At 61.5% G+C, this 24783-nt stretch carries 17 protein-coding genes and 1 pseudogene; 6 read left to right on the top strand and 12 right to left on the bottom strand.

The window, feature by feature from the left end:
- Positions 1-276: 276 nt before the first annotated feature.
- From AAGQ88_RS07790 to AAGQ88_RS07765, 6 genes are all read right to left on the bottom strand, one after another.
- Positions 277-1284, bottom strand: a complete 1008-nt coding sequence (locus AAGQ88_RS07790) for a lysylphosphatidylglycerol synthase domain-containing protein (protein WP_342654907.1) — start codon at positions 1282-1284, stop codon at positions 277-279.
- A complete protein-coding gene (gene clsB, locus AAGQ88_RS07785; RefSeq protein ID WP_342654906.1) occupies positions 1281-2531 on the bottom strand; it encodes a cardiolipin synthase ClsB in 1251 nt (416 codons plus the stop codon). The genes AAGQ88_RS07790 and clsB overlap by 4 nt, the downstream gene beginning before the upstream one ends.
- Entirely contained in the window at positions 2528-3241 is a 714-nt protein-coding gene (locus tag AAGQ88_RS07780) for an endonuclease/exonuclease/phosphatase family protein (protein WP_342655759.1), read from the bottom strand. Before AAGQ88_RS07780 ends, clsB begins: the two co-directional genes overlap by 4 nt.
- Before the next feature lie 77 nt (positions 3242-3318).
- The gene (locus AAGQ88_RS07775) at positions 3319-4236 is read right to left on the bottom strand and encodes a DUF72 domain-containing protein (protein ID WP_342654905.1); all 918 of its coding nucleotides are present in this window, start codon (positions 4234-4236) and stop codon (positions 3319-3321) included.
- A gap of 138 nt (positions 4237-4374) precedes the next feature.
- On the bottom strand, positions 4375-5562 hold the full coding sequence (locus AAGQ88_RS07770) for a hypothetical protein (RefSeq protein WP_342654904.1): 1188 nt from the start codon (positions 5560-5562) through the stop codon (positions 4375-4377).
- Positions 5563-5604: 42 nt separating this feature from the next.
- Positions 5605-6345, bottom strand: coding sequence for an SDR family oxidoreductase (locus AAGQ88_RS07765; RefSeq protein ID WP_342654903.1), 741 nt, complete (start codon positions 6343-6345; stop codon positions 5605-5607).
- 675 nt (positions 6346-7020) lie between these two features.
- Here AAGQ88_RS07765 and AAGQ88_RS07760 point away from each other — a divergent pair.
- On the top strand, positions 7021-7563 hold the full coding sequence (locus tag AAGQ88_RS07760) for a cytochrome b (RefSeq protein ID WP_342654902.1): 543 nt from the start codon (positions 7021-7023) through the stop codon (positions 7561-7563).
- 18 nt (positions 7564-7581) lie between these two features.
- Here AAGQ88_RS07760 and AAGQ88_RS07755 read toward each other — a convergent pair.
- The 3 genes and pseudogenes from AAGQ88_RS07755 to AAGQ88_RS07745 all read right to left on the bottom strand — a co-directional run bounded on the left by AAGQ88_RS07755 (position 7582) and on the right by AAGQ88_RS07745 (position 11875).
- A pseudogene (locus AAGQ88_RS07755) lies at positions 7582-8750 on the bottom strand (HlyD family secretion protein).
- Positions 8747-10426 (bottom strand): MFS transporter, encoded by a 1680-nt coding sequence (locus tag AAGQ88_RS07750; RefSeq protein ID WP_342654901.1) that lies wholly within the window; start codon positions 10424-10426, stop codon positions 8747-8749. The pseudogene AAGQ88_RS07755 and the gene AAGQ88_RS07750 overlap by 4 nt, the downstream one beginning before the upstream one ends.
- 273 nt (positions 10427-10699) lie before the next feature.
- On the bottom strand, positions 10700-11875 hold the full coding sequence (locus tag AAGQ88_RS07745; RefSeq protein ID WP_342654900.1) for an XdhC family protein: 1176 nt from the start codon (positions 11873-11875) through the stop codon (positions 10700-10702).
- A gap of 378 nt (positions 11876-12253) precedes the next feature.
- Here AAGQ88_RS07745 and AAGQ88_RS07740 point away from each other — a divergent pair, with 378 nt between their 5' ends.
- The 4 genes from AAGQ88_RS07740 to AAGQ88_RS07725 all read left to right on the top strand — a co-directional run bounded on the left by AAGQ88_RS07740 (position 12254) and on the right by AAGQ88_RS07725 (position 17556).
- On the top strand, positions 12254-12610 hold the full coding sequence (locus AAGQ88_RS07740) for a DUF427 domain-containing protein (protein ID WP_342654899.1): 357 nt from the start codon (positions 12254-12256) through the stop codon (positions 12608-12610).
- 170 nt (positions 12611-12780) lie between these two features.
- A complete protein-coding gene (gene egtB / locus AAGQ88_RS07735; protein WP_342654898.1) occupies positions 12781-14928 on the top strand; it encodes an ergothioneine biosynthesis protein EgtB in 2148 nt (715 codons plus the stop codon).
- Positions 14929-15306: 378 nt separating this feature from the next.
- Positions 15307-16401: an enoyl-CoA hydratase/isomerase family protein gene (locus tag AAGQ88_RS07730; protein ID WP_342654897.1), complete on the top strand. Its 1095-nt coding sequence runs from the start codon at positions 15307-15309 to the stop codon at positions 16399-16401.
- 3 nt (positions 16402-16404) lie between these two features.
- Positions 16405-17556, top strand: coding sequence for an acyl-CoA dehydrogenase family protein (locus tag AAGQ88_RS07725; protein WP_342654896.1), 1152 nt, complete (start codon positions 16405-16407; stop codon positions 17554-17556).
- Here AAGQ88_RS07725 and AAGQ88_RS07720 read toward each other — a convergent pair.
- Together AAGQ88_RS07720 and AAGQ88_RS07715 are read right to left on the bottom strand one after the other, a co-directional pair.
- Positions 17544-22877 (bottom strand): DUF6543 domain-containing protein, encoded by a 5334-nt coding sequence (locus AAGQ88_RS07720; protein WP_342654895.1) that lies wholly within the window; start codon positions 22875-22877, stop codon positions 17544-17546. The two genes, AAGQ88_RS07725 and AAGQ88_RS07720, sit on opposite strands and share 13 nt — an antisense overlap.
- 166 nt (positions 22878-23043) lie before the next feature.
- A complete protein-coding gene (locus AAGQ88_RS07715) occupies positions 23044-23610 on the bottom strand; it encodes an NAD(P)H-dependent oxidoreductase (RefSeq protein WP_285424492.1) in 567 nt (188 codons plus the stop codon).
- 315 nt (positions 23611-23925) lie between these two features.
- Between AAGQ88_RS07715 and AAGQ88_RS07710 the strand changes: the two genes are divergently transcribed.
- Positions 23926-24138 carry a hypothetical protein gene (locus AAGQ88_RS07710; RefSeq protein WP_093462469.1) on the top strand — a complete coding sequence of 71 codons (213 nt, stop codon included), beginning with the start codon at positions 23926-23928 and terminating at the stop codon, positions 24136-24138.
- Positions 24139-24192: 54 nt separating this feature from the next.
- Here the strand turns inward: AAGQ88_RS07710 and AAGQ88_RS07705 are convergent, their stop codons facing one another.
- On the bottom strand, positions 24193-24759 hold the full coding sequence (locus AAGQ88_RS07705) for a GNAT family N-acetyltransferase (RefSeq protein ID WP_342654894.1): 567 nt from the start codon (positions 24757-24759) through the stop codon (positions 24193-24195).
- Between the last annotated feature and the right edge of the window lie 24 nt (positions 24760-24783).

Here is a 24783-nt window from a genome sequence, read left to right as displayed (position 1 = left end):
GGAGTGCCCGCAGATCCCTGTAGGAGTGAGCTTGCTCGCGAAGAGGCCGGTGTGTCCGATGCACATGTAATGACCGGAATATGGTCGTCGCGAGCAAGCTCGCTCCTACAGGATTTGTGTATGGCCGGAGAACTCGGGAATGCCCGCAGATTCGTGTAGGAGTGAGCTTGCTCGCGAAGAGGCCGTTACATCCGCCGCACCTGCAATAACCGGAATATAGTCATCGCGAGCAAGCTGGCCCACAAGCCTGACCGCCGCGTGTCAGGCGTTTCGCAGTCATCCCCCCCGGCGTGCTTCGTTATTGCTGCGCATCGCTTTGGCGCGCTTTTCCAGCACCAGATACACCACCACCGCCAGCATCAGCGGGATCAGGAAGTAGATCACCCGGTAGCCGATCAGCGCGGCGAGCAGTTGCCCTTTGCTGAACTGATGCTGCATCAGCGTGATGAATACGGTTTCAAGCACGCCGAGCCCCGCAGGAATGTGGGCGATCACCCCGGCGATGCTGCTGATCAGAAGAATCCCCAACACAGCGGGATAGAATGCTTTTTCCGGCAGGAGCACGTAGATCAGCAGCGCCATCAGTCCCCAGTTCAGCGCGCCGAGCAACGCCTGACGCAGCGCCTGATTGAGTGACGGCAGGACCAGTTGCTGCTTGCGAATGGTCCAGGTCCTGCGCTTCGAAAAACGGCAGGCGAGGAAATAGCTGAAACACACCGCCAGCAACACGAAGCCGATCAATTGCAACGTCGTGTCGCCTATCTTCCAGCCATCGGGCAGATCGATGAAATCACCGGCGAACACGAAGCCTGCCAGCAGCATGTAGCCCAACCAGTTGGTGATCAGGCTCAGGCTCAGAATGCGCGTAATGGTCGGCACGTCGAGCCCGAGCCGCGAATACAGCCGATAACGCAACGCGATGCCGCCTACCCATGAACTGAGGTTGAGGTTGAAGGCGTAGCAGACGAACGTCACCGGAACGATCTGAGAGACCGACAGTTTGTGCTCGGTGTAACGCCGGGCCAGCACATCGAAACCGCAATAGGTCAGGTAACTGCCCGCTGCAATCAGAAAGCCCAGCACCAGCGTGCTCGCCTTGTAGGACTGCAGCGCATGGCTGACCTCTTTCCAGTCCAGATTCTTCATCAGGGTGAACAGCAGGACCGGCACCGCAATGAAGAAAAACACCGTCACCCCGCGCTTGGCCCACGTCAGCCATGGCCTGTTCTTGCCGTTGTGCTCCTGATTCTGTTCGCGGGTCGGAGCTTGTGAGACTCCATTCATAGCGACTTCTCCTGATCGGCCGACAGCTCGTTTTTCAATTCCGCCGCTTCTGGAATCACCTCCGGCGCCCGCACCGGCTTCAGGCGTGGGCCATGCACCGGAAACAGCCCGGCAATCGCAGGAAAGTGGCGCAGGAAGTGGAAGCTGAAAAAAATCATCGGCGCGCGCCACCACTGCCCCTTGGCCAGGCCTTTGAGATTGACCTGCTTGCTGTGCGCAAGGGCCAGATCCCGCAAGTGCTCGTGCAGGCGCTGATTGAGTGCGTGATCGCGAATGAACAGATTGGCTTCCAGATTCAGCGCCAGGCTCAAGGGGTCAAGATTGCTGGAGCCCACCGTCGACCACTCGTGATCGATGAGTGCGACCTTGCCATGCAACGCGCGCTGTTTGTATTCATGGATCACCACGCCTTCGCGCAGCAGCCAGGTGTAGGTCAGCCGAGAGCACATGCGCACCAACGGCATGTCGGGCTGACCTTGCAGAATCAACGTGACTTTCACCCCGCGCCGCGCGGCGTTGCGCAGCTCACGCAGGAAGCGGTAACTGGGGAAGAAATAGGCGTTGGCGATGGTGATGCGCTGGGTCGCGTTGCGCATCGCCAGCAAATACTGCTCTTCGATGTCGGTGGTGTGTCGGCGGTTGTCACGCTCGGCCATCAGCATCCGCGCGCTGCCCGCCTGACGGGTCACCGGTTTGAGCGGCGTGAACGTCTTGCGCACGGCCGGGCCGAGCATGTTCAACGTCGAGCGGTAAATGTCGGCAACGATCGGCCCGCGCACGAGCACGGCGTAGTCCTGCTTGGCGGTGATGCCGGTGTCGGCCATGTGGTCGACGCTGTAATTGATGCCGCCCATGAACGCCAGTTCGGCGTCGATGACCACGACCTTGCGGTGCAGGCGGCGGAACAGGTTGGTGCGCATGCCCATGAGTTTGGGGCGCGGGTCGAACAACTGGATTTGTACGCCCGCCTCGATCATCTGCGCGACGAACTCAGAGCTCAGATCACTGGTGCCGTAGTCATCGACGGTAATGACCACGCGCACCCCACGACGAGCCGCCTCGATGACCGCCTGTTGCAGGCCCTCGCCGACCCGGTCTTCGAAAATGATGAAGGTTTCCAGCAGGACTTCCTGCCGGGCAGCGCGAATGCTGTCGAAGACCCGGGCGAAGAAGTCCTCGCCATTGATCAGCAACTCCACCGAATTGCCGTCTTGCCAGACGCCACACATGTCACTGAAAGCCTTCATAGCGTCACCTCCACCGCCAAAGGCGCATGATCGGAAAGATGCGACCAGGGCCGGTTCGACAGAACCTTGGGCGTCCTGATTCGCGCATTGCGCACGTAGATACGGTCCAGGCGCAGCAAGGGGAACCGTGCCGGAAAACTTTTCGCAGGCGCCCCGAACGCCTCGACGAACACTTCGCGCAGCCCCGTGGGCGTCAACACGGCATCGGCCTTCTTGCGCCAATCGTTGAAGTCGCCAGCGATGATCACCGGCGCCTCTGGCGGCAGGCGACCGACCAGTTCGGCAAGCAGAGTGAGCTGTTGCTGGCGATGATGTTCCTTGAGCCCCAGATGCACGCAGACCGCATGCACCTCGCCAAAGTGCGGGACCTGCAGGACGCAATGCAGAAGGCCGCGTTCCTCGGTGCCGAGAATCGAGATGTCGAGGTTTTCATGGCGCACGATCGGGTACTTGGACAGCAACGCGTTGCCGTGATGGCCGTGTGGGTAAACGGCGTTGCGTCCGTAAGCGAAATCCTTCCACATGCTGTCGGCGAGGAATTCGTACTGCGAGGTGGTCGGCCAGTTCTTTACGTTCTGCGCATGATCCTGGTGCTCGCCATGGACCTCCTGCAGGAACACCACGTCGGCCGACACGCTGCGCACGGCATCGCGCAGCTCGGGCAAAATGAACCGCCGATTGAGAAACCCAAAGCCCATGTGCATGTTCATGGTCAGGATATTGAGCGTGACGACGGTCGAGGCACTTTGACGTCGACCGCCGATCTCGTCAGGAATCAGGGCACTGGTCAAAAGCTCACTCCTCGTAGATCGCCGGGCGAGACTTCCAATGCATCGGCCAGCTCGAAACGCTCCAGCAAGGTGTGCGCGTCGTAAGGTGCGCGGACTTTGAGGTCGTTGTCGAAATAGCAGTAGATGTCTCGGGATTTGCGCGCCTTAGGCGCGTTGTCCAGCGCTACGTGCGCGTCTTCGGGCTGCGCGCCTTGGCGCCACGTGTCGATCCGGTCACCCCAGTGTTTCAACGCTGAAGGTGTGTAACCGCTGGCGTACAACGCTTTGTCGCCGTGCAGACGCAGGTAAACGAAATCGCTGGTCAGGTCTTCCAGATACGGCCATTTGCCGGCGGTGTCGGCCACCACCAGCGCGACCTTGTACTTGCGCAGCAGCTCGATGAACGCCGGCACGGCAAAACTTTCGTGACGGATTTCCACCGCGTGGCGCAGCCTGGCTTTGGCCGGGATGTCCAGATACCCCGGCTTCTCCATCCGCGCCGCACACTTTTTGGCGAGGGCCTTGGCGGACTTGCCGTCATGGGGCAGCAGGCTGAGGAAGGTCTCGAAACGTTCGGGGTCGAATTTGAACGCCGGCGGGAATTGCCAGAGAATCGGGCCCAGTTTCTCGCGCAGCCGAAAAATGCCCGACGCAAAGAAGTTCGCCAAGGGCTCTTCGATGTCCTTCAGGCGGCGAACATGGGTGATGTACCGAGGGGCTTTCACACTGAAGACAAACCCCTTGGGGGTATCGGCATACCAGCGCGCGTACAGGTCCGGCGACTGCAGGGAATAGAACGAGCCGTTGATTTCGATGCTGTTGACCGCCCGCGAGGCGAACTTCAGCTCGTTCTTCTGGGCCAGGCCTTCAGGGTAAAAGTCGCCTCGCCACGGCTCATAGCGCCAGCCGGAAATGCCGATGTGGATATCGCTCATGCAAGGGCTCTCTCATGTTCTGCCGCGACACCTGCCGCAATCATCCTGAACAAGAGATAAGAAGCTTGAGACCGGGCCAGGTTCCATGGTTTTTTGCGTCTTGCGGCGCGCCGATCCGAATGATTCGGCGTTCATCGCTCACCGGGCAAATGCAGGGGAGCCGCCAACCGGGAGGTGGCTGGCGGTCTGTCGCGAATCCTGGGCATACGCGCGGAATTTGCAGGCCAGTTCCCGCGCCCACTCGGCCGCATCACCGACCTTCATGTCCGTCATGCGAAAATTCAACAACTTGCGCATCAGTTCGCATTGCTTGTCGCCGAACACAACCGTGCCATCGGCCAGGATCGACTGGATGCCGTCCTGTCGCTGGCCGGCCTCATTGACCTGAATCGCCTCCTCGCGACGCACCCCGAATGGCAGATCCAGCAACACTTTGCCCATGCCGACCTTAATTGGGTAACCGCCCGGCAATCCGTGCGGACCTGGCGCGTGGACGCGCACCTCGATGTCCGAATAGAGGTTTTCCAGCACTGCGACGGCCGACATCGCTGTCAGGTAATGGGCGTCCACACCGCCCAGTCGTCGAAATTCGTCGGCCACGCAACCGAAGATCACCTCCTCGCTCCATTCGTCCGTGTATTCGTGGCCGTCGATCCAGTAACTCAGGCTGCAACCCTGCTCCGGCGCATCAACCGGCAGCCCGAAGCGCGGCACGTACTGGCTGAAATAGTGGTGACCGACCAGCTTGACGCACACCTTCACCGGATCGGAGCCAGACAGACGAGCGATGGCGCAACGGGTGGCGGGAACAAGATTGGCGATGTTGCCGATACCGACATCCGGGGCCATGCCGACCTTGTAAAGTACAGCGTTGACAGCGTCCGGATACGCAGCATTGACCACCAATGCCTTGGGGCAAGACTGTTTGACTGCACGCATCAAGGCGTAGGCCGGGGCCAGATGCAACGGCAGCCAGGGCCCGAAGCCGGCCTGGTCCAGCGCGTCGAATTTTTCCTTGTTCAGGGCCGTGAGCTCGGATGTCGACTGAAGCGAGGCGCAGTTGAGGACGATGTCCGGTTTGATCTTCGAGAGCGTTTCGGCATTACAGCCTATGCAGGCGTCGCGCAGGTCCATCGCCCAGCCGCGAATCTGAACCACCACATTCAGCTGCAACGCCGCCTGGCGTACCAGATTGCACAGCCGCGTGGCCTGTTCCAGATCGCGGCTTGCCACGTGAAATTCGAACTGATTGCGCGGGGCCAGGACCTGCAGGATCTGCAGGCACAGCCTGCCTGCTCCAACGATAAGCAGCTTTTTGCGTTGCATGGTGTTCTCCCTGAAATCCGAGGGGCCTCGGGTTCCTGATCGCTAGAAAGGGTGAGTGGCATTGCCCGCGACAATGACTTTTCCCGTCAGTGGGTGGCTGTGCTCGGACAGCAGGAACATGACCGCATCGGCCACGGCGCCTGGTTGGAAGGGGTCAGTGGCGAGTCGCTGTCGCTCGTGCGCGTACGCAGGTTGCCCAAGCGAGTTTTCGACGCTGTGCTTCGCCGCGAAGGCGTCCGGAGTCTTCAGCGAAGAAACCGCATTGACGCGCACCCTGGGCCCGAAACTCCAAGCGTTGGCGCGGGTCAGGTCGATCATCCGGGCCCCGGTTGCATGATAAAAGGCCTCCTCGCCCGCGCCATCGCTCGCAGCGTTGATGTTGACGATGCTGCGCGTATGCGGGGCATCGGGTTCCTGTCGGGCGAAATCGGATGACAGATTCATCAGAGAAGTAAAATTCACCTCATGCAACGCCGCAATGTCCTGCTCGCTGTACGCCGCGCGGCCCTGGCCAGTTTGCGCGCCGACATTGTTGACCAGCGCATGCAGCGTGCGATGTTTGTGGGTGGCGTAGAGATCGCTGATGAACCCTTGGCTGAGCTGCGTGCCGGACAAGTCGACCAGATGGGTTTCCAGCCGATGGACCGGCAGCTGCGCCTGTAACGTTTTGAGCCCCAACCGGTCGCTGTCTGCCGCAATCACGTAGAAACCTGCACTGACGCAGGCAATCGACGTAGCCATGCCGATTCCACTCCCGGCACCGGTGATGACGACTTTTTTCATACGCAAACTTTCCGGGCGAACGGGGACATGCACTGCCATCTCCGGTGGCCCGTCACGAAGTGAACGTCAGGCTGCCGGTGACGGGTTTTATAAAAGCGCGATTCATTGAACGAAAATAACCGGCGTACAAACCGTCTTGTACAGATACTTTCTTGCAGACGAACAAATACCGAAACTTCCATGTCGAAGCGCCTTTTGATCGTACGAAACTTAAGCGAAAACTCTGGCAAAAAGCAGGCAAACTGCCAGCCCGAATGGACTGCCATGCTGGGACTTTCCAGCCTTCGGGGGATAAAGATGGATCCATGCGGATGCGCTGTCAAATCCGAATCGAGTGATTTTCACTGATTAATAACGCGGTCTGCCTAACGGTTCATCGTTCTCCCGATAAAGGTCCTTTAAAACATTAACAGTCGTTATTCGGATAACTTCAAACGGGTGAAAGTTAGGACCCTCATCAAACTATCGAACAGACAGAACAATGGACTGAGATATTCGCAAGCGCTGACTGATACATGCTTAGTTGGATGATACATCTCATGTATCGTTCGAAACAATTTGTATCATTGGCAGCTTGCAAAGTCGACGCTAACTCCCCGCCGGCTCGACAGCGCCATGGCATTGGGTTATCAACGGCACAGCAGAACCAGAAAAATCAAAACGAGAGGCCTGACCGTGAGTACACCTTCCAACCCCGAACGCTACAGTTACAAAGCCCGCTGGTTTCATTGGGTCATGGCGATCCTGATTGTGCTGGCCTATGCCCTGATCCTCAGCCGCAGCCAGTTTGCCCGGGGCAGCGACCCGCGCACGTTCGTCGTGCAGACGCATTTCTGGGTGGGCATCGTGGTGCTGATCATGGCGTTTTTCCGCGTGGCCGAGCGCCACCGCCACACACCTCCGGGCATCACTCCGCCTCTGGAAGGTGCGCTGCGGCTGGCCGCGACGCTGTCGCACTATCTGCTTTATGCCTTTCTGTTCGCGCAGCCTTTGCTGGGGCTTTTTACCGTCCTGCTGGAGCGCGGCGCGTTGCCGGTTCCGCTCACTTCACTGGCGATCCCGGCGCCGTTCGACATCTCCAAAGAGACCGCCGAAAACCTGGAGCACTACCACGTGCTGCTGGGGACGATCTTCTACTACGTGATCGGCCTGCACGTGATCGCCGCGATCTGGCACCACTTCGTGCGCAAAGACAACACGGTGCGACGCATGGTCTAGCCCGACCGTGCCGGACGATCAGCGCGGCGAATCCACCGTGCCGTCGACCGGGTCCGGTGGCACTGGCCCATCCTGGCTGGTGTCAATGCTGACCACCACCGACATCCCCGGGCGCAACCGATCGACATCGTCCTGATCGTTGTCGATCGTGATGCGCACCGGAATGCGCTGGGCGATCTTGACGAAGTTGCCGGTGGCGTTGTCGGCCGGCAACAGGCTGAATTCGGAGCCTGCCGCAGGCGAGATTCGTTGCACCCGCCCTCGCATCTTGCGGTTTTCGAGCGCATCGACCGTAAAGCTCACCGGCTGTCCAAGGCGCACGTTGGCCATCTGGGTTTCTTTCATGTTGGCGATGATCCAGCGTGGACGTACGCGCCCAGGCGCACGCCAATCTGCCCCAACTGACCGTCGCGCGGCGCCGTGATCCGCGTGTTGCTGAGGTCGATACGCGCCAGCTCGATCGCCGCTTCGGCATTTTTCACCGACGCCTCCAGCGAGCCGCGATTGACGATCACTGTCTGCAGGTCCTGGCGGGAAATTTCCAGCGACGCACGCGCTTCGGCCAGCGCCGCGCGGGCCTGAGCGTCGGCGGCACGGGTGACGTCCAGTTCGCTTTTCGACACCGAGCCGTCCGTGACCAGCGCCGAGCTGCGACGCAGATCCGCCGCGGCCTTGTCGCTCTGTGCCAGCGCGTTGGCGACCGCGGCCTGGCGCTGAACGATGGTCGCTTCGGCGCTGCGACGTTGCTGCAGGTTATTGTCCAGCGCAGCTTTCTGAATGCCCAGCTGCGCCAGCCCCTGGTCCAGATGCTGCTGATAGATCCGGTCGTCGATCCGGACCAGCAGGTCGCCCTCCTTCACCCACTGGAAATCCTGAACAGGCACCTCGTAGACGTAACCGCTCAATTGCGGACCGATGAGGGTGGTCTGACCGCGCACCAGTGCGTTTTCGGTGCTTTCGATGGGGCTGCTGAACGGCGGCAGCTGCCAGGCGTAGAGCACAATCAGCACGCCGGCCAGCGCAACGCCGCCGAACAGAATCGATGACACCAGCCTGATGCGTGCCGACCGAGGCTGGGTCGTGGCCGGCATGACCGCCGGGGCCGGAGCCGGCCCCGCCGACGCTGCCTGATTGGGCGCCGACGAAGCGCCGGAAGTGCTGCCAGAAGGATTGCCAGGTTCAGTCATGAAGAAGGAGTACCAGAGGGTTGAACGGGAGATGCGCCTGGCGTCGCCGGTGTAAAAGGCGCGACCGGCTCGGTGGTGATCCACAGCCAGGTTGCCCGGCTGGTGATCCAGATCGCTGTCAGCACGGCGATCAGCGCAATCAGCATGAAGACGTCGTTGTAGGCCAGCGTATTGGCCTCGCGCGTGGCCGCCGTGGCCAGCGAGCGAATGCCCTGATTGGTGCGTGCCGACGGATCGGCGATGGCGGAAATGTACGCGCCGCTGGCGCTTTGCAGGCGCGACTGGACCTGCGCGTTGAGGAGCGTGACGTGCTCGACGATGTGCGCTGAGTGAAACTTCTCGCGCCAGACCTGAAAAGTGCCCAGCAGCGCCGAGCCGATCAGACTGCCGACGTTCTGGGTGATCCCGAACAGCACGGAAAAGCTGACCATGTTGCGCGGGTTGCTGATCACCCCGCTGATGCCCAGCACCAGCGTCGGGCCGAGAAAGAAGGTCCCCCCGAATGCCAGCAGAAACTGGCTGAAATACATCTGCGGTCCGCGGGTCAGGCTGGTGGAAAAACTGTCCATCGTCGAACCGATTGCCATCAGCGCCAGCGAGATGATCAGCGGCTTGAACAGATGCTGCGGGTTGATCGTCATGGCACTGACCAACAACCCGGCGACGCTGCCCAGCAGCATGAAGAAGTACAAGGTGTGCAACTGCTCGGTGCCCTGGTTCATGCCCTGAAGAAAACCCACGGCGCCGGTGGACTGCTCCGACAGCACAATGCGCGTCAGCAGCACGCCCATGGCGAAGCGGATCATTCGTCCGCTGCCCAACCACCGGGTAATCAGCAGCGGTCGGGTGCGGTTATGTTCGATCGCCAGCCCGGCGAGAATCAGCACGATCGATGACGCCAGCGCAATGCCGATCCAGGGCTCTTCCAGCCACCATTCGATCCGCCCCAGCGACAGCGCCGCACACAACGCGGCGAAGCCTGAGGCGAGCAGCGCGAAGGTCAGGAAGTCGAGTTTTTCGAACGCTTTGAAGCGATCGCCCGGCGGCAGCTTGAGGATCAGCACGCAGCCCAGGGAAAGCAGGCACATGCCCAGCTCGAACAGATACAGGCCACGCCACTCGGCGATCTGCAGCAAGTCTTCCGAAACCAGGCGCGCCAGCGGCGTCGCCAGTTGCGCCGTGCCGAGGCCGAGCACCAGCGCTTTCATTCGCCATTTCTGCGGAAAGGCCTGAATCATGTAGTACAGACCCAGCGAACTGAGCGCTGCCCCCACCATGCCGTGAGCGGCGCGCACGGCGATGGCCGATTCGATGTCATTGACGAACAGATGGCCGAAGGTGACCAGGGCATACAACACCAGAAACACTTCGGTGAAGGCGCGCAACCCGAACTGCTGACGGAACTTGACCAGCAGCAGGTTCATCGAGACGTTGGTCATGACATACGCGGCGGGCAGCCAGGCAATCTCCGCCTGCGTCGCGCCCAGCGCGCCCTGCAGGTATTGAAGGTTGGCGACCACCAGCGCATTGCCGAGTCCGCCGGTCAGCGCGACGATGACCCCGACGATCGCGAATGCCCAGCGCTTGGGCACCGGATGCAGCGGCGTTGAGGGAGAACCGGGCAGCGTCGGTCGCTCATGAGGCGCCCAGTCGTGGGGTGTGTACTTGTCGTTCATCGAGCGGACCTGGTGGATTCCGTGCTGAGACCATGGGCAGAACGATATTACTCACGAGACGGTCAGCTCACGCAGCGTCAACGAACATTTGTCGCGCCGAAAACTCACGTCAGGCTTTCGACGGGCGTGACCAACGCAATTGATTCTAGCGACTTTGTGGCGGGCGCCACTTCTTCAGACTTTGCCCATGGCTGTGCTGCAGGCATGTTGCCTGAAGACGGCGTGTGCAGCCCGACGCACCGAGGCGCGGCGGGCTGGAAGGTCGCGTCGGGACTATCCGATCATCTTCACACGAGGTTCTTGTGCATCGAGCGTCACGTCGACGGCGTGAATACTGGCCTGGCGGTGTTTGAGCATGCCGCCGGCGCGGCCGTTGAACACCGCATTGACCTCGGAAAGGATCGACAGCGCCACGCTGTGGGGTGCATCGCCGCCCAGATCCAGCCCGACCGGGTAATGCAGCCGCGCAAACGCATCGGTGTCGCGCAGCGATGGCGGCAACTCGTCCAGCAGCCGCTCGGTGCGACTGCGCGGGCCCAATTGCCCGATGTAGCGCGGCGCGTGCTGCAAAACTTGCCCAAGCCAGTGGCGGTCCTGCGTCAGGCTGTGGGTCATGACCACGACCGCCGCGTCTTCCACCAGGGTCGCCAGTGCCGGCAACGGCTCCAGCGGCAACGCCAGCACATCGTCAGCGTCGGGAAAACGTTGCGGCCGGGCAAAGTGACTGCGGGCATCGATCACGCTGATGTGCCAGCCCTGCACCTTGGCCATGTTCACCAGCGGCATGGCGTCATGGCCTGCGCCAAACACCACCAGACGGCGAGGCGCGGCGATGTATTCGAGCAGGACTTCGACCGGCCCGTCCGGGCCTTCGTAGGTGCTCGTTGCCGAGCGGCGGACATCCAGCACCGTTTGCAGATCCTCGGCAATGGCCGCTGCCAGCCAGCGCTCGCGCATCTGCACCTGCACACCGCTGGACGGCGAAATGGCCACTCGCTCACCCAACGCCACATGACGCTCGCTGGCCGAGCCGATCACAGTTGCTAGTGCCGCATCGCGCCCGCTGGCCTTGACCGCACGCAGGACATCCACCACCAGACTCGGTGTCTGAGGGTGGATGCGCTCGAACAGGATGTGCACCGTGCCGTTGCAGCCCAGACCGAAACTCAGCTCGGCGTCTTCGAGCTCATCGTCGTCTTCGCCGGTGGTGTAGCTGCGCATCGAAGGTTTGCCGGTTGCGGTCAGCCACCAGGCTTTTTTGCTGACATCGCTTTCCAGACAACCGCCGCTGACGGTGCCCGTAGCCTCGCCCATCGGCATGATGATCATGCGCGCGCCCGGACGGCGATAGGCCGAACCCTCGACCTTGACCACCGTGGCGATCACTGCTTCCTGCTGCCCGGACTGCGCGACATCGAGCGCCTCGAGCAGGCTGGATAAGTCATTCATGTGTGCCCCCGAAAACTGACTCATTCACGCTGGCATGGCCAGTTCTGACGTTAAAAGGCCCCGTGTGTGGTACGGCGGCGCCTCTGTTGCGACTGTCAGTGACGCCTCAGGTTCAGGCTTTCGACAGTCGTGGCGGCAGGTCAAAACAATTAAACGCAGTCCGTTGCGCGAGCTCCGTTGGTCAGCCACGCGGCGTGAGCGCCGTGCAGATGCCCGGAAACACAATAATATGAGCCCCAGCATTCAAAGGCCCGTTTGTAATACGCTCGTTCCCGGCGTGGGGCGAATACTACACTGGCTGTTCGCCTCGGCCATCTGTCCGCAGGTATGGTGCCTGAACGGTCGACTCGATCCCTGTGAATAAAAGGATTCATCGCCATGAAAACCCCAGGTCCTGATCACCCCATCACCATCGCCCCGGTCACTGGGCGCGTCACCGTCCAGTTCAAGGGCGTGCGCGTGGCGCAAAGCGACAAAGCGCTGGAACTCAAGGAGGCTTCATACCCTGCGGTTATATACATCCCGCGTTCGGATATTTCGATTGAACATTACGCGCGATCCGAGCATCGAACCCATTGCCCTTATAAGGGCGACGCCAGTTATTTCAGCCTCAACGCCAATGGCGAGGTCGCTGAAAACGCTGTCTGGACCTACGAACAGGCGTATCCGTCGGTCAAGGAAATCGAAGGCCATGTCGCGTTTTACCCCGACAAAGTGACCCTCGAAGTTCATTGATTCGACGTCGAAGCAGTCCACCGCCCTGTCGCTCCACCGCTTTGGCAACACGAATCCGGGCTGCAACAGCGTTGTTGTGGCCCGGTCATGAGAAGAATGAAGGAAAGCCGTACCGCCTGGCTGCATGGAAATCAGCCCACCGGGCGTCGGCAAACTCCGGAGAACGCCCGATGACGCGCCATTCACGCCAGCTACGCGACACCCCTGTCACCCACGTGCTGTATCAGCGCTATCAAACGGTTCGCGACCGTACCGAACATCTGGTCGAGCCGCTCAGCGCCGAAGACATGGTCGTGCAGTCGATGCCTGACGCCAGTCCGGCCAAGTGGCACATGGCGCACACCACCTGGTTCTTCGAGACCTTCCTGCTGGCACCGAACGTCGACGATTACACCCCGTTCGACCCGACCTTCGGCTACCTCTTCAACTCCTATTACGAGGCCGTCGGCCCCCGTCATCCGCGCCCGCAGCGCGGCCTGATGACGCGGCCCAGCGTCGATCAGGTGCTGGCGTACCGCAAACATGTCGATGAGCACATGGCAGCGTTGCTGATGACTGAGGTGTCCGATGACATGGCGAGCCTGATCGAGCTGGGGCTGGCCCACGAAGAGCAGCATCAGGAACTGCTGCTGATGGACATCCTGCACCTGTTCAGCCTGTCCTCGCTCAAGCCGGCTTACAGCCCGCGCTGGCCGAAAGACGCTGGCGGTCGCCGCGGGCGGTTCAAGCCGCTGAGCGCGGGCCTGACGCAGATCGGTCATGACGGCAGCGGCTTCGCCTTCGATCACGAAGGTCCACGCCACACCACGTATCTGCAGTCTTTCGAAATCAGCGATCGCCTGGTCACCAACGGCGAATGGCTGAGCTTCATTGCCGACGGCGGTTATCACACGGCCGCGCTCTGGCTGTCCGAAGGCTGGACGTTGATACAGGAAAACGGCTGGAACGCTCCGCTGTACTGGTACCACGACGACAATGGCTGGAAGCGCATGAGCCTGCGCGGGCTGGAAGACATCGATCCGGCTGCCCCGGTCACTCACATCAGCTATTACGAAGCGGCGGCGTTCGCGACGTGGGCCGATGCGCGTCTGCCCACCGAGGCTGAGTGGGAAGCCGCCGCAAGCGCCGGCTTGCTGGAACAAGTGGACAGCGTCGCCTGGCAGTGGACACAAAGCGCCTACAGCGCCTACCCGGGCTTCAAACCCTCCGCCGGCGCTGTGGGTGAATACAACGGCAAGTTCATGATCAACCAGATGGTCCTGCGTGGCGGCGCCAGCGTGACCTCGCCGAATCATTGCCGACTGACCTACCGCAACTTTTTCCAGCCGGACAAGCGCTGGATGGTGGCTGGCCTGCGCCTGGCACGGGACAGCCGCCAACCCGGCGTGGTCAATCCCCACGACAGCGAGTTCGCCCGCGACGTGCTAGCCGGGCTGTCGGCGCCGGCGAAAAGCCTGTCGCCAAAATACTTCTACGATGCGGCAGGCTCCGACCTGTTCGAGGCCATCTGTGAGACCGCCGAGTATTACCCCACTCGCGCCGAAACCGGACTGCTGACGCGCATCGCCGGGCAGATTGCCGCGACGATTCCCGAAGGCGCGACGCTGGTGGAGTTCGGCAGCGGCGCCAGCGAAAAGACCCGACTGGTGCTGGACGCGGCCCCGCACATCGCCGTCTACGTGCCGATCGACATCAGCGCCACGGCGCTGAACAAGGCCGCGCAGTCGCTTCGCCTGCAATACCCGGCACTGACCGTCGCGCCGCAGGTGGACGATTTCACCCGGGTCCTGACCTTGCCCAAGGAAGCCGATGGGCACACGCGCGTCGGATTCTTTCCCGGCTCGACGATCGGTAACTTCACCGATCAGCAGGCGGTGGATTTCCTTCACGCCGCCCACGACGTGCTGGGCGAAAACGCGCACTTCATCGTTGGCGTCGACATGGTCAAGGATGCCGACACGCTGGTGGCGGCGTACGACGATGCCGAAGGCGTGACGGCGCGCTTCAACAAAAACCTGCTGACGCGAATCAATCGCGAGTTGAACGCCGACTTCAACGTCGATGCGTTCGATCATCTGGCCGTATGGAATGCGCAACAGGCGTGCATGGAAATGCATCTGGTCAGCCGTCAGGAACAGGTGGTGAGCGTGGCCGGGCACAGCTTCCGTTTCGCTGCCGGTGAGCGTTTGCACACGGAGAACTCGCACAAGTTCACCGTGCAGTCCTTCACCGATCTGGCGGCACGGGCGGGCTGGACGGTCAGTGAGCACTGGGTGAGCGATGCGCCCGAGGTGGCGTTGTTCAGCCTGCAGGCATGATTCGCGAACGGCGTGCCAGGCATGCTGGTCACGGCAGGCCTTGAAGATCAACGAAAGGCGACCATCCGGTCGCCTTTTTCGTTGCTGGTCAAGGCGCAGCGTCAGTTATCGGCACTGTAAAGCCTGCGCAGCGTCGTCACGTCGTCGTTGCACTGACGTCACAGCCCCTTTCCCGCTTGCGTCATGGCTGCAAACCTCAGTCAGCAGGCGTCCGCCTGCGAAATCAGGCAAATGGCCATGCATTACTGCACAACGGCGCTGCAGGATTCTTCATTGTCATTTGCAAAATTGCGCTGTTAGCATCCGTGAGCACCGTCACGGATCACGGCCGTTTTCGGTCGATGAATGAGCAAAACAAAAAGTAACAGGGAGTCAGCGATGACGGCACAGGTAGTATCGGCCCAGTCTTCAGGCCAACCGGCCTGCGACACCGTTCTGTCCGAAGTACGCAATCATATCGGTCACATCACCCTCAACCGCCCGCAGGGCTTGAATGCCATCGACCTGGACATGGTTCGCCAGCTGCAATACCAGCTGGACGCATGGGCGCGGGACGAGAAAGTCTATGCCGTGGTCTTGCGCGGCGCTGGCGAGAAAGCGTTCTGCGCCGGTGGCGACATTCGCTCGATATACGACAGCTTCAAAGGCGGTCACACCGAACATCTGGACTTCTTCGCCGAAGAATATGCGCTGGACCTCACCCTGCATCATTACCGCAAACCGGTCATGGCGCTGATGGACGGGTTCGTGCTGGGCGGCGGCATGGGGCTGGCGCAGGGCGTTGACCTGCGCGTGGTCACCGAACGCAGCCGTCTGGCGATGCCGGAAGTGGCCATCGGCTATTTCCCTGACGTCGGTGGCAGTTATTTCCTGCCCCGCGTCCCAGGCGAACTGGGCATTTATCTGGGCGTGACCGGCGTGCAGATTCAGGCGGCAGACGCGCTGTACTGCGGCCTGGCGGACTGGTGCATCGACAGCGCCCGGCTCGATGAACTGGATCGTCAGCTTGACCTGCTGAAGTGGAGCCTGACGCCGCTCAAGGATCTGCAAGGCGTGCTGGCGAAACTGGCAGTGCAGCAATTGCCCGAGCCGCCGCTGGAGAAATTGCGCCCGGCCATCGATCACTTTTTCGCGCTTCCGGATATCCCGAGCATTATCGAACAGCTGCTGCAGGTGAACGTCATCGACAGCCACCGCTGGGCCGTCGATACCGCTAACCTGATGAACACCCGTTCGCCACTGGCGATGGCGGTCACGCTGGAGTTGCTGCGGCGTGGTCGTCACCTGCCGCTCGAGACCTGCTTCGATCTGGAGTTACACCTTGATCGACAATGGTTCGAACGGGGCGACCTGATCGAGGGCGTACGTGCCCTGATCGTTGATAAAGACAAGAAACCGCAATGGAACCCGTCCACTGTGCAGAGCCTCGAGGCCGAGCATGTGGCGAGTTTTTTCAGCGGTCATGAGGCGTGACCTATGCAAGATCTCGAACTGACCGAAGAACAGGTAATGATCCGCGACATGGCGCGGGAATTTGCGCGCAATGAAATCGCTCCCCATGCCCACGCCTGGGAGAAAGCCGGCTGGATCGACGACGATCTGGTCGACAAACTCGGCGAGCTGGGCCTGCTGGGGATGATCGTGCCGGAGCAATGGGGCGGCACGTACATCGACTACGTGGCGTACGCCCTGGCGGTGGAAGAAATCTCCGCCGCCGACGCTGCGACCGGCACCTTGATGAGCGTGCACAGCTCGGTGGGCTGTGGGCCGATCCTCAATTACGGCAGCGAGTCGCAAAAGCAGCAGTGGCTCGAGAAGCTGGCCAGCGGCAAGGCCATCGGCTGTTTTTGCCTGACCGAACCCCACGCCGGTTCCGAAGCCCATAACCTGCGCACCCGTGCCGAACTCAAGGACGGCCAATGGGTGCTCAACGGCGCCAAGCAATTTGTCAGCAACGGCAAGCGCGCGCAGCTCGCCATCGTCTTTGCGGTGACCGATCCGCAGCTGGGCAAACGGGGTCTGTCGGCTTTTCTGGTGCCCACCGACAACCCCGGCTACAGCGTCGACCGCATGGAACACAAGATGGGCATTCGCGCTTCGGACACCTGCGCGGTGACCCTGAACGAATGCCGCATCCCGGCCGACAACCTGCTGGGCGAACGCGGCAAAGGCCTGGCAATCGCCCTGTCCAATCTGGAGGGCGGCCGGATCGGCATCGCCGCCCAGGCGCTGGGTATCGCGCGCGCCGCGTTCGAAGCGGCGCTGGCGTATGCCCGCGAGCGGGTGCAGTTCGACAAGCCGATCATCGAACACCAGAGTATTTCCAACCTGCTGGCCGACATGCACACGCGCATCAATGCCTCACGTCTGCTGGTGCTGCACGCCGCACGCTTGCGCACGGCGGGCAAGCCCTGTCTGTCGGAGGCGTCGCAAGCCAAGCTGTTCGCCTCGGAAATGGCCGAGTGGGTCTGTTCCAAAGCGGTACAGATTCACGGCGGCTACGGCTATCTGGAGGACTACCCGGTGGAGAAATTCTACCGGGACGCGCGTATCACCCAGATCTACGAAGGCTCCAGTGAGATCCAGCGCCTGCTCATCGCCCGCGAGCTGCGCAACTACGCGCTCTGACCGGGCTGTGGTGCCGAAGCCTCAGGCGTCGGCACCACAAAATTGCGCCGCCCGAGCCGCAGAATCAGCAGCGTCAACGAGTCGGCATTGCTGAGCATGACCTGGCTGCGTTTAGCCACATCCGTCAGAAACACATGCCGGGCCTCGTCCAGACTCTCTGATTCGGTCAGCTGCAATATCGTATCGTAACCCCGGTTGTCGTCCGGTCCGATGTCGCGCCATTGCCCGCCGTCGAGCATCAGAAACAGCGCCCGGCGATCGCTCTGGCCGGACAGCTCGCGGGTCTGAAAACGCTCGATATCCGCTTTTAATCGGACATTGCTCGCGTCGTCCTCCGCGATCAGGTCCGCATACGGCGCCGAGCTCTCCAGATACGCGATGTCGTGCGTGTTCAGCGCCAGGTGGGACAACTCGTGGAGCAAGGTGGCAGCGCGGTAATGCGGCCCCAGATCGAACCCTTCCGCGGCAGCGCGGGCATTGAGCCGATACGCCGGCACCTGAAAGAAGCACTCGGTCAGAAAGATTCGCTTCTGCGGGTCGGTCTTGTAGACGAAACCGATGGTGGTCTGGGCACCGGGCCGGTTGGTGCCGACGACGAAACGCGACGACGAGAATGGCGCCAGCGAAGCGTCCATGAGCGCGTTGAACAGCGCCTTGATCGCCTGCTCGGTTCGCTCCAGCAACGGCCGGTCGAGCGTGCGGGTGCCGTAGAACTCAGTGAGAATCGCCGCCACGCGCGGGTCCAGCGGTTCTGTGCGCTGATGCGCATTGAGATTGTCCAGGCACGTTTCAAGGTAGCGCTTGGCGCGCAAATGCGCCTGACCGATGCGTCGCGCCTTGTCACGAAACAGCGCGCGAATCTGCGGCATGCCCTCGGCTTCGATCACCATGACGTCGCTCGCATCGACGGTCGTATAACTTTCGCGAAGCCGGCTGACGAAACCTCCGCCACCTTTAAGGCCAACGCTCAGATCCATCTGCCAGCGCTGGTCGTCGTCGAGGGTCAGTCGCGGTCCCGCCGCGCCATCGCTGCCGACGATCATCCAGCGTCCTTCCCGGTCGTTGCGCGAGACCCGATAGATGCGTCCATTCACTGCGGCGTAGGTCGCATCGCTGCGCGGGTCGCGGTACAAGCTCAGCAACTCGTCGCGACGCAGATCGTTGAGCGCGACGTTTTTCACTTCCAGCGCTTGCAGGCGCCGCAATTGCTCGCCCGACAGGTTTGCGCCGGACCAGCCAAGGTTGGTCGCCGCCTTTTCCTCTTCCGTGACCCTCGCCGTATGCGGCTGGTCGGACGCCAGTTCTTCTCTGACCTGTTCATCCAGCGCCTGGCCACGGGCGGTCGCCATCACACCCAGCGCCGCGGAAAACTCCGACAACGCCTCGCCCCAGCGTTTTCCGGAAGCCGAATTGAAGGATGCCCGCACCAGCGAGTGGCTCTGCCACAGCGACACCAGTGCCGCGAGTTTGCCAGGCAACAGGCTCAGTGCCTGTTCCATGCCCAGCGTCATGAGAAAACGTCTGGACGCCGCGTCGGCTTCAAGCGTCGTCACCGAATTGCTCATGCCGATGTCCAGGAGCAATTCACAGGTGTCCGTGAACAGCATCAGCAGTGCGTTGCCGCGCACCTCCTCCACGGCCAGGGTCACGGGGCCAGGTTTGCGCAGCGGCACATCACCCATGCTCGCGGCGTAGAACGGCAAATGCGGCTCGTTGAACCCGCCATTGTCGTAGCGCTTGCGCACGTCGGGGTCCATGCGCGCCAGCAGCAGCGACTGAAGTTCGGTCTCCGTCCGAATGGCCTGGACCACTGCATCGCGGCTGTCGAATTCGCGAAAGGTAAAGCCGGAATTTTGCAACGCGTACAAAATAACGGGCCCCGCTTGCGCATCCGCCGACACGATGAGGTAGAGGCCCAGGCATCGGTCAGGGCTCATCCCCGCATCGGCGACCAGTTGCAACGGGCTGATGATGACGCGGGTGTGACCTACAGGTTCCCGGGCGATGCCGTCGGGCATGTCACCGACCTGAGCGATGAATTGAAACGCGGTGTCGCTCAGGGATTTTTCCAGTTTCAGTTGATAGGCAACGACCTGCATCATCGTGGGCAACTGATTGATGAACAGCCGCTGGCGACGCGCGTAGTCAGCGCCGTCCTGATTCAGACCGTCACGCAGCAAAGTCATGAAGCCTGCGCCGACATCGAGCTTTCTGACCAGCTTGCGCAGGTAATCCGGAGTCAGCAACTTGACCGCTTCGGCCTGCTCGACCGAGTCGATGCTCAGCACGGCGTCTTGCAGGTCGACGAAGCGATTGGCCGAGTATTCGGTCAGCGACTCCTTGCGAATGATGGTCGCCGCCGGTATCCCTGACGGCGTCTGCCCCGCCAGCACTGGCGCGGCAACGAAGTGTCGGGCGGTCACCGTGATCAGGTCGGGATCGAGCGTCTGGTCGATGAAATCCAGTTTGAGCTGGGCCACCAATTGCGCGTGGGCGAACTCGAACAGCGAGGGAATGCCAAAGAGGAAATCTTCCCCGCCTTCGCTCGCCCGATACAAACGGCGCCAGAGTTCCACGTAGACAAACAACTGGTCGAGTGATGCCGCGGTCAGCCAGGGCGGCAGCATGGCCTCGAACAAGGTGCGGCTGATGCCCAGAGACAGGCCGTCGAGCATACCGTCCAGCTGTTCGTCCAATTGCGCGGCGCTCGCCAGGCCCAGGAACAACCGCGCATCAAAGCGGCAGCGCACGGCACGTTCGCACAGCGCTTGCAGATTCAGCTCTTGCCTGCGCAGGACGCCGCCCTGCAATGCTTCGAAGGCGTGTCCGTCGACCCGATCCAGACGCAGGCGCAACGAGCTGTCGGTGGCTTTGTGCAGATGCACGCGCAACGGAGCGCGCTGCGTTTCGCCCACCAATCCCAGCCATAACTCGCTGTAGCGTCCGTGAAAATGCGCTTGCAGTCGCGTTTGCAGATGTTCGAGGGAACGATAATGTCGCCAGCCGTGCAGGCTGCTCCAAAGCATCAGCCCGGCGCCGGTCTGAGCCGGTTGCGACACCACCATCGTGTCACTGAGCTGAGCCACCGCTTGACTGCCGTACAGCAGCGAAATAGAAAACACCTCGGTGGTCGGGCCTGGGCTGTCGATTCGCTGAGCGCGCACGGGACGGTCCAGCACCTGCCGCGCGATACCCACGCCGGCCGGCGCGATGCTCGCCAGACGCTCGGCCAGCGCAAGGTCGATACGCGCGGTGTCGTGGCGCAAATTAGCCGCCACGATGACCGGCTGCCAATGCCTGTCATTCGTCCGGGCCATGGAGGTCTTTGACTGCCGGAAATAACCGAGGTACGACGCGGTAAAGTCCTGTGCAGCGCGCTCGAGCACATGCTCGAGCACACCTTCGCCGGACAGTGCCCGGGCGACCGCCGCAGGCGAATACGTCAAGCCCGACAGGCCAACCGTTGTCGGACGCAGCCCGCTGACGCGCTCCAGCAGCAACGACAGCAGGTCCGACGTGCGCGTGACCGTCGCCGTGGCGCCGCTCGCGTCCTCCAGCCCATCGGCCCCGGCCGCGGCTTCCCGCCATTGCACACTGACCTCTCCGGCCCTGACCGCCAGTGGCGTCAGCACGCACAGACGGCGCTGCAACGCCAGCTCGGCGTACTCGTACAAGCCCTGGTTCTGCTCGTGCAGCTCGCCGGCCAGCCAATCGGCGATCCGCGTCTGCTCACGCCATGAAGGGGTGAACATCGCCCGCGCGGAGGCTTGCGAGATGTCGTCTTCCTGCTCGGCGAGCCCATCCTCCTCATCCGGCGGCGACACGGCGACCAGCGCCTGGCCCTCGGCATCGAACTGCCAGATCCCGGTAAAATCGAAAGGCGCCGCCTGACGCCAGCGACCGCTGCCGAACGGCAACAGGCGCGGGTCGAGCAAGGCACGCACGTCCAGTGCATCGTCGAACATCGATGACATCGCATCCGGGGCATTCGACAAGCGCGCTGCATAAGCAAGGTTGGCTTGCTGCAAGGCGATGATCGAATCAACACGGTCAGCGAATACCGCCCCCGTGATGTCTTCGAGCGTGACGTTCAACGCATCGCTGCCGGTCAGCAGCGACTGCTGCTCGATGGCCAGCGCCCCACGCAGCTGCTCACGCCCCGGCGCACTGTTCAGGTGGGCGCCGAAGGACACGGGATCATTGAAGCGGTGCAGGCTGTGCGCTGGCGTGAACCACCAGACCGCGCTGTCGCCCGACAGCCCGAGGCGCAAGACGAACGTGGCTGCCAACGCATGGCGCGTGCCACTGCCTGCGCGGATCGACAGCCGCTGACATTGCACGCCGTACCCGTTGGGCAGCGTGCCAGCGAGCGATTGCAGGAGCGGCCGCAGCGCCTTGAACTCCTCCGGCGTGAGCTGACCACTCTGCTGACAGCGATAAAGCTCGTGAACAACGCTGTTGTTGAAGTTCGCGACGGCCAGGTCGCGTCGACTCTGCACGCCCTCTCTTGTGTCTAGCCAGAATGAGTCGAGCAGTTCGCCAAACTGCGCGGCAACCAGCCCCACCGAATCACTCAGCGCCTGCGCCAGTCGCGCCGCCTCTTCTGCATCCACGACGCGCCCATCGACATCGAGAAAACGTCGCTCGATCCCCTCCATCAGGCCGTTCTTGCAGTAGTCATCGAACGCGCACTGGGCCAAAGACTGCGTTGCCAGCACCCGCTCCGGATTGTCGCCGGACGCGGTCTGGACGATCTGCAAAAGATGCTGCGCCGGGTCCTGCTTGAAGCGCGGCAAGGTCTTGCTCAAGGTTCGTTCGAGCGCCGCCGTGGTCGCATTGATCAAAAACGGCGAGTCTTTGAGTTGCCCGGTCAGCTGACTCACGGTCTGGGCCTGCGCATCCAGAATCGCGAACATCTGCGCCTGAAACGGATCCGTTTCGATTCGCTCGTACTCGAACGGAGCGTTTGCCTGGCCTTCGGCAAAGCGCGCCGACAGGGCGGCCAGCAGCGCGCGGCGATCGGTGAAGGATTCCAGACCCGCCGCCAGGCTGTGCAGGTACACGCGCGGATGGGTGGCAGTCGTATGACTGAGCATCCTCGCGGTGGACATGTCGAAAGGCGCAGCGCGTCCGTCATCGAACAGCAGGCGGTCGACCCGCACAGGGTCAGGATTGTCGAGAGTCGGGCGATGGTTCAGCGACAGCAGCCACTGTCGCTCGTCAGCATTCAGCGCGCCGGCGATAAGCGCGGCTTCTACGTCATCGATGAAGCGCTGCCTGAGCGCCGTGGTGTGAAAGTAATCGGCTATTGCGGTGGACATTACAGCTCCTCATGCACAAACAGCCCCGCCCGGCAATCGACCGGTCGGGGCAAGAAAGGCAAGGAGCCTACGGAGAAATCCGCCGGTGGCTGCGTTACATAACGCTGCACAAAGCCACGGCAATTTCGGGTTGACTGGAAGGGCCGCTACGGCCGTTTTGCCCGGCTCATACGGCCTTGACGGTACGCGCCACGTGCGCTGCAAAAGCGTCGATGATGCCTTGCAAGAACGGCCGGGTCTTTTCACTCAGTTTGCCTTGCTCGTCGAAGAACGTGCCGGCGTTGCCCAGATACGCCTCGGGCTGCTGCATGCAAAGCACGTCGAGGAACACGAAGCTCTGACGCAAGTGCTGGTTGGCGCCGAACCCGCCGATGGCGCCAGGCGAGACGCTGACCACCGCGGCCGGCTTGGCCTTGCCCCACGAACTTTTGCCGTACGGCCGCGAGCCCACGTCGATGGCGTTCTTCAACGCGCCTGGCACTGAACGGTTGTATTCGGGTGTGACGAACAGAAAGCCGTCTGCGCCTTGCAGGGCCTGGCGGAACGCGGTGTAGGCGGCCGGTGGGGAGTCAAGGTCGATGTCTTCGTTGTACAGCGGCAAATCGCCGATTTCGACGATGCTCAGTTTCAGGCTGGGCGGTGCGAGCTCGGCGAGTGCGCGGGCCACTTTGCGGTTGAGGGAGTCTTTGCGCAAGCTGCCGACAATCACTGCAATCGAATGAACCTGGCTCATGAAGCTGACCTTCTTCTGTTGTAGGAATGCACAGTTATAGATGAAAGACGCGAAACATTCCCCGCTGTTTTTCAGTTGCGAATCATCGAATAGGTCGATGTTCTTCCTTCTGGCGTCCATTGCCGTTATACCGTTGGTCGCGACTATTTTTCCCGCGGCCGAAAACTACCCTTCAAAATGGCGGTCTGAGAGCCTTGAGCGACGAAGGTACCGACCCGCCTGACAGAATTACCTTACAAGCGGACGCGGATCATCGGCTTGCAGTGTTACGATGCGAGCGAAAACGAGCAGTTATTTCCAGAGGTTACAAAGCAAATGGCTTCAGTTCTAGTTGGGCAGTTTCATGCCAGAGATGCGGAAGGCCGTATCTACCCGGTGCATGAATTCCGTGAATCACAGCCCGATGAGGCTGACGGCAAGGAGCCCGTTTCCACCTATCGCCTGGCCATTGGCGACCGCGTCAACCATTTGGGCGGCGACGAATTCGAACTGCTGCAATCGGGAATCAAACTGACCCGGGTCAGCTGAACCGCCGCTGCAAGCCACCACACACTGCTGCGCACCACGTGAGGCTTGCAGCCTTCAGACGGCGACCTCGTCGCCAAGCATCAAATACCAGAATATCGCTGCTTCTTCGGTCGTCGGATCAATGGCGCGGTAGCGCAGATAATCCACACCTCCCGCCACGAATCCATATCCCTCGTACAGCTTGCACGCGGCCAGATTGTTGTTCTGGGTTTCCAGCATGATCCCCGGCAAATGGTGCTTGCGACTCCAGAACTGCGCCACGTCGAGCAACTTGCGTGCGATGCCGTTGCGCCGCGCGGTCGCGTCCACTGCCAGCTCGTCAATGTGCGCAAAACCGTTCCAGTGCTTGCTGATGACGATGTGCCCCACCGGTTCTTCGTCCAGCCAGGCCACCAGTACGGTGCTGTCGGCAGCGTCGCGGTAGTTGCAGAACTCTTCGGAATCGATGCCGTAATTCTTCAGATAGGGTTCGACCGGGTCGATGCGCCATTGCGCCACGGGCTGCCCAAGTTGCACCTGGGCATAGCCGCTGACCATGAAGGTGAATTCGCTGTTGAGGATGTAATCCTCGAAGCATTCGTCAGCGACACGAATGCTCAGGGTCGGCGTCGACATTGTCATCCTGCGCTCCTGCGCCATCGATGA

This window comes from Pseudomonas sp. F3-2, assembly GCF_038804275.1.
Taxonomy (GTDB): domain Bacteria; phylum Pseudomonadota; class Gammaproteobacteria; order Pseudomonadales; family Pseudomonadaceae; genus Aquipseudomonas.
The sequence above is the reverse complement of the archived record's forward strand: the minus strand, read 5'-3'. Positions and strand labels throughout refer to the sequence as shown.

What these genes read in the sequence shown, in the direction of transcription:
- AAGQ88_RS07725 (WP_342654896.1), top strand. Translation starts at nt 16,405, where the DNA reads ATGCAAGATCTCGAACTGACCGAAGAACAGGTAATGATCCGCGACATG.
- AAGQ88_RS07710 (WP_093462469.1), top strand. Translation starts at nt 23,926, where the DNA reads ATGGCTTCAGTTCTAGTTGGGCAGTTTCATGCCAGAGATGCGGAAGGC.
- AAGQ88_RS07720 (WP_342654895.1), bottom strand. Translation starts at nt 22,877, where the DNA reads ATGTCCACCGCAATAGCCGATTACTTTCACACCACGGCGCTCAGGCAG.
- AAGQ88_RS07730 (WP_342654897.1), top strand. Translation starts at nt 15,307, where the DNA reads ATGACGGCACAGGTAGTATCGGCCCAGTCTTCAGGCCAACCGGCCTGC.
- AAGQ88_RS07790 (WP_342654907.1), bottom strand. Translation starts at nt 1,284, where the DNA reads ATGAATGGAGTCTCACAAGCTCCGACCCGCGAACAGAATCAGGAGCAC.
- egtB (WP_342654898.1), top strand. Translation starts at nt 12,781, where the DNA reads ATGACGCGCCATTCACGCCAGCTACGCGACACCCCTGTCACCCACGTG.
- AAGQ88_RS07740 (WP_342654899.1), top strand. Translation starts at nt 12,254, where the DNA reads ATGAAAACCCCAGGTCCTGATCACCCCATCACCATCGCCCCGGTCACT.
- AAGQ88_RS07715 (WP_285424492.1), bottom strand. Translation starts at nt 23,610, where the DNA reads ATGAGCCAGGTTCATTCGATTGCAGTGATTGTCGGCAGCTTGCGCAAA.
- AAGQ88_RS07745 (WP_342654900.1), bottom strand. Translation starts at nt 11,875, where the DNA reads ATGAATGACTTATCCAGCCTGCTCGAGGCGCTCGATGTCGCGCAGTCC.
- AAGQ88_RS07775 (WP_342654905.1), bottom strand. Translation starts at nt 4,236, where the DNA reads ATGAGCGATATCCACATCGGCATTTCCGGCTGGCGCTATGAGCCGTGG.
- AAGQ88_RS07780 (WP_342655759.1), bottom strand. Translation starts at nt 3,241, where the DNA reads ATGAACATGCACATGGGCTTTGGGTTTCTCAATCGGCGGTTCATTTTG.
- AAGQ88_RS07750 (WP_342654901.1), bottom strand. Translation starts at nt 10,426, where the DNA reads ATGAACGACAAGTACACACCCCACGACTGGGCGCCTCATGAGCGACCG.
- clsB (WP_342654906.1), bottom strand. Translation starts at nt 2,531, where the DNA reads ATGAAGGCTTTCAGTGACATGTGTGGCGTCTGGCAAGACGGCAATTCG.
- AAGQ88_RS07765 (WP_342654903.1), bottom strand. Translation starts at nt 6,345, where the DNA reads ATGAAAAAAGTCGTCATCACCGGTGCCGGGAGTGGAATCGGCATGGCT.
- AAGQ88_RS07705 (WP_342654894.1), bottom strand. Translation starts at nt 24,759, where the DNA reads ATGACAATGTCGACGCCGACCCTGAGCATTCGTGTCGCTGACGAATGC.
- AAGQ88_RS07770 (WP_342654904.1), bottom strand. Translation starts at nt 5,562, where the DNA reads ATGCAACGCAAAAAGCTGCTTATCGTTGGAGCAGGCAGGCTGTGCCTG.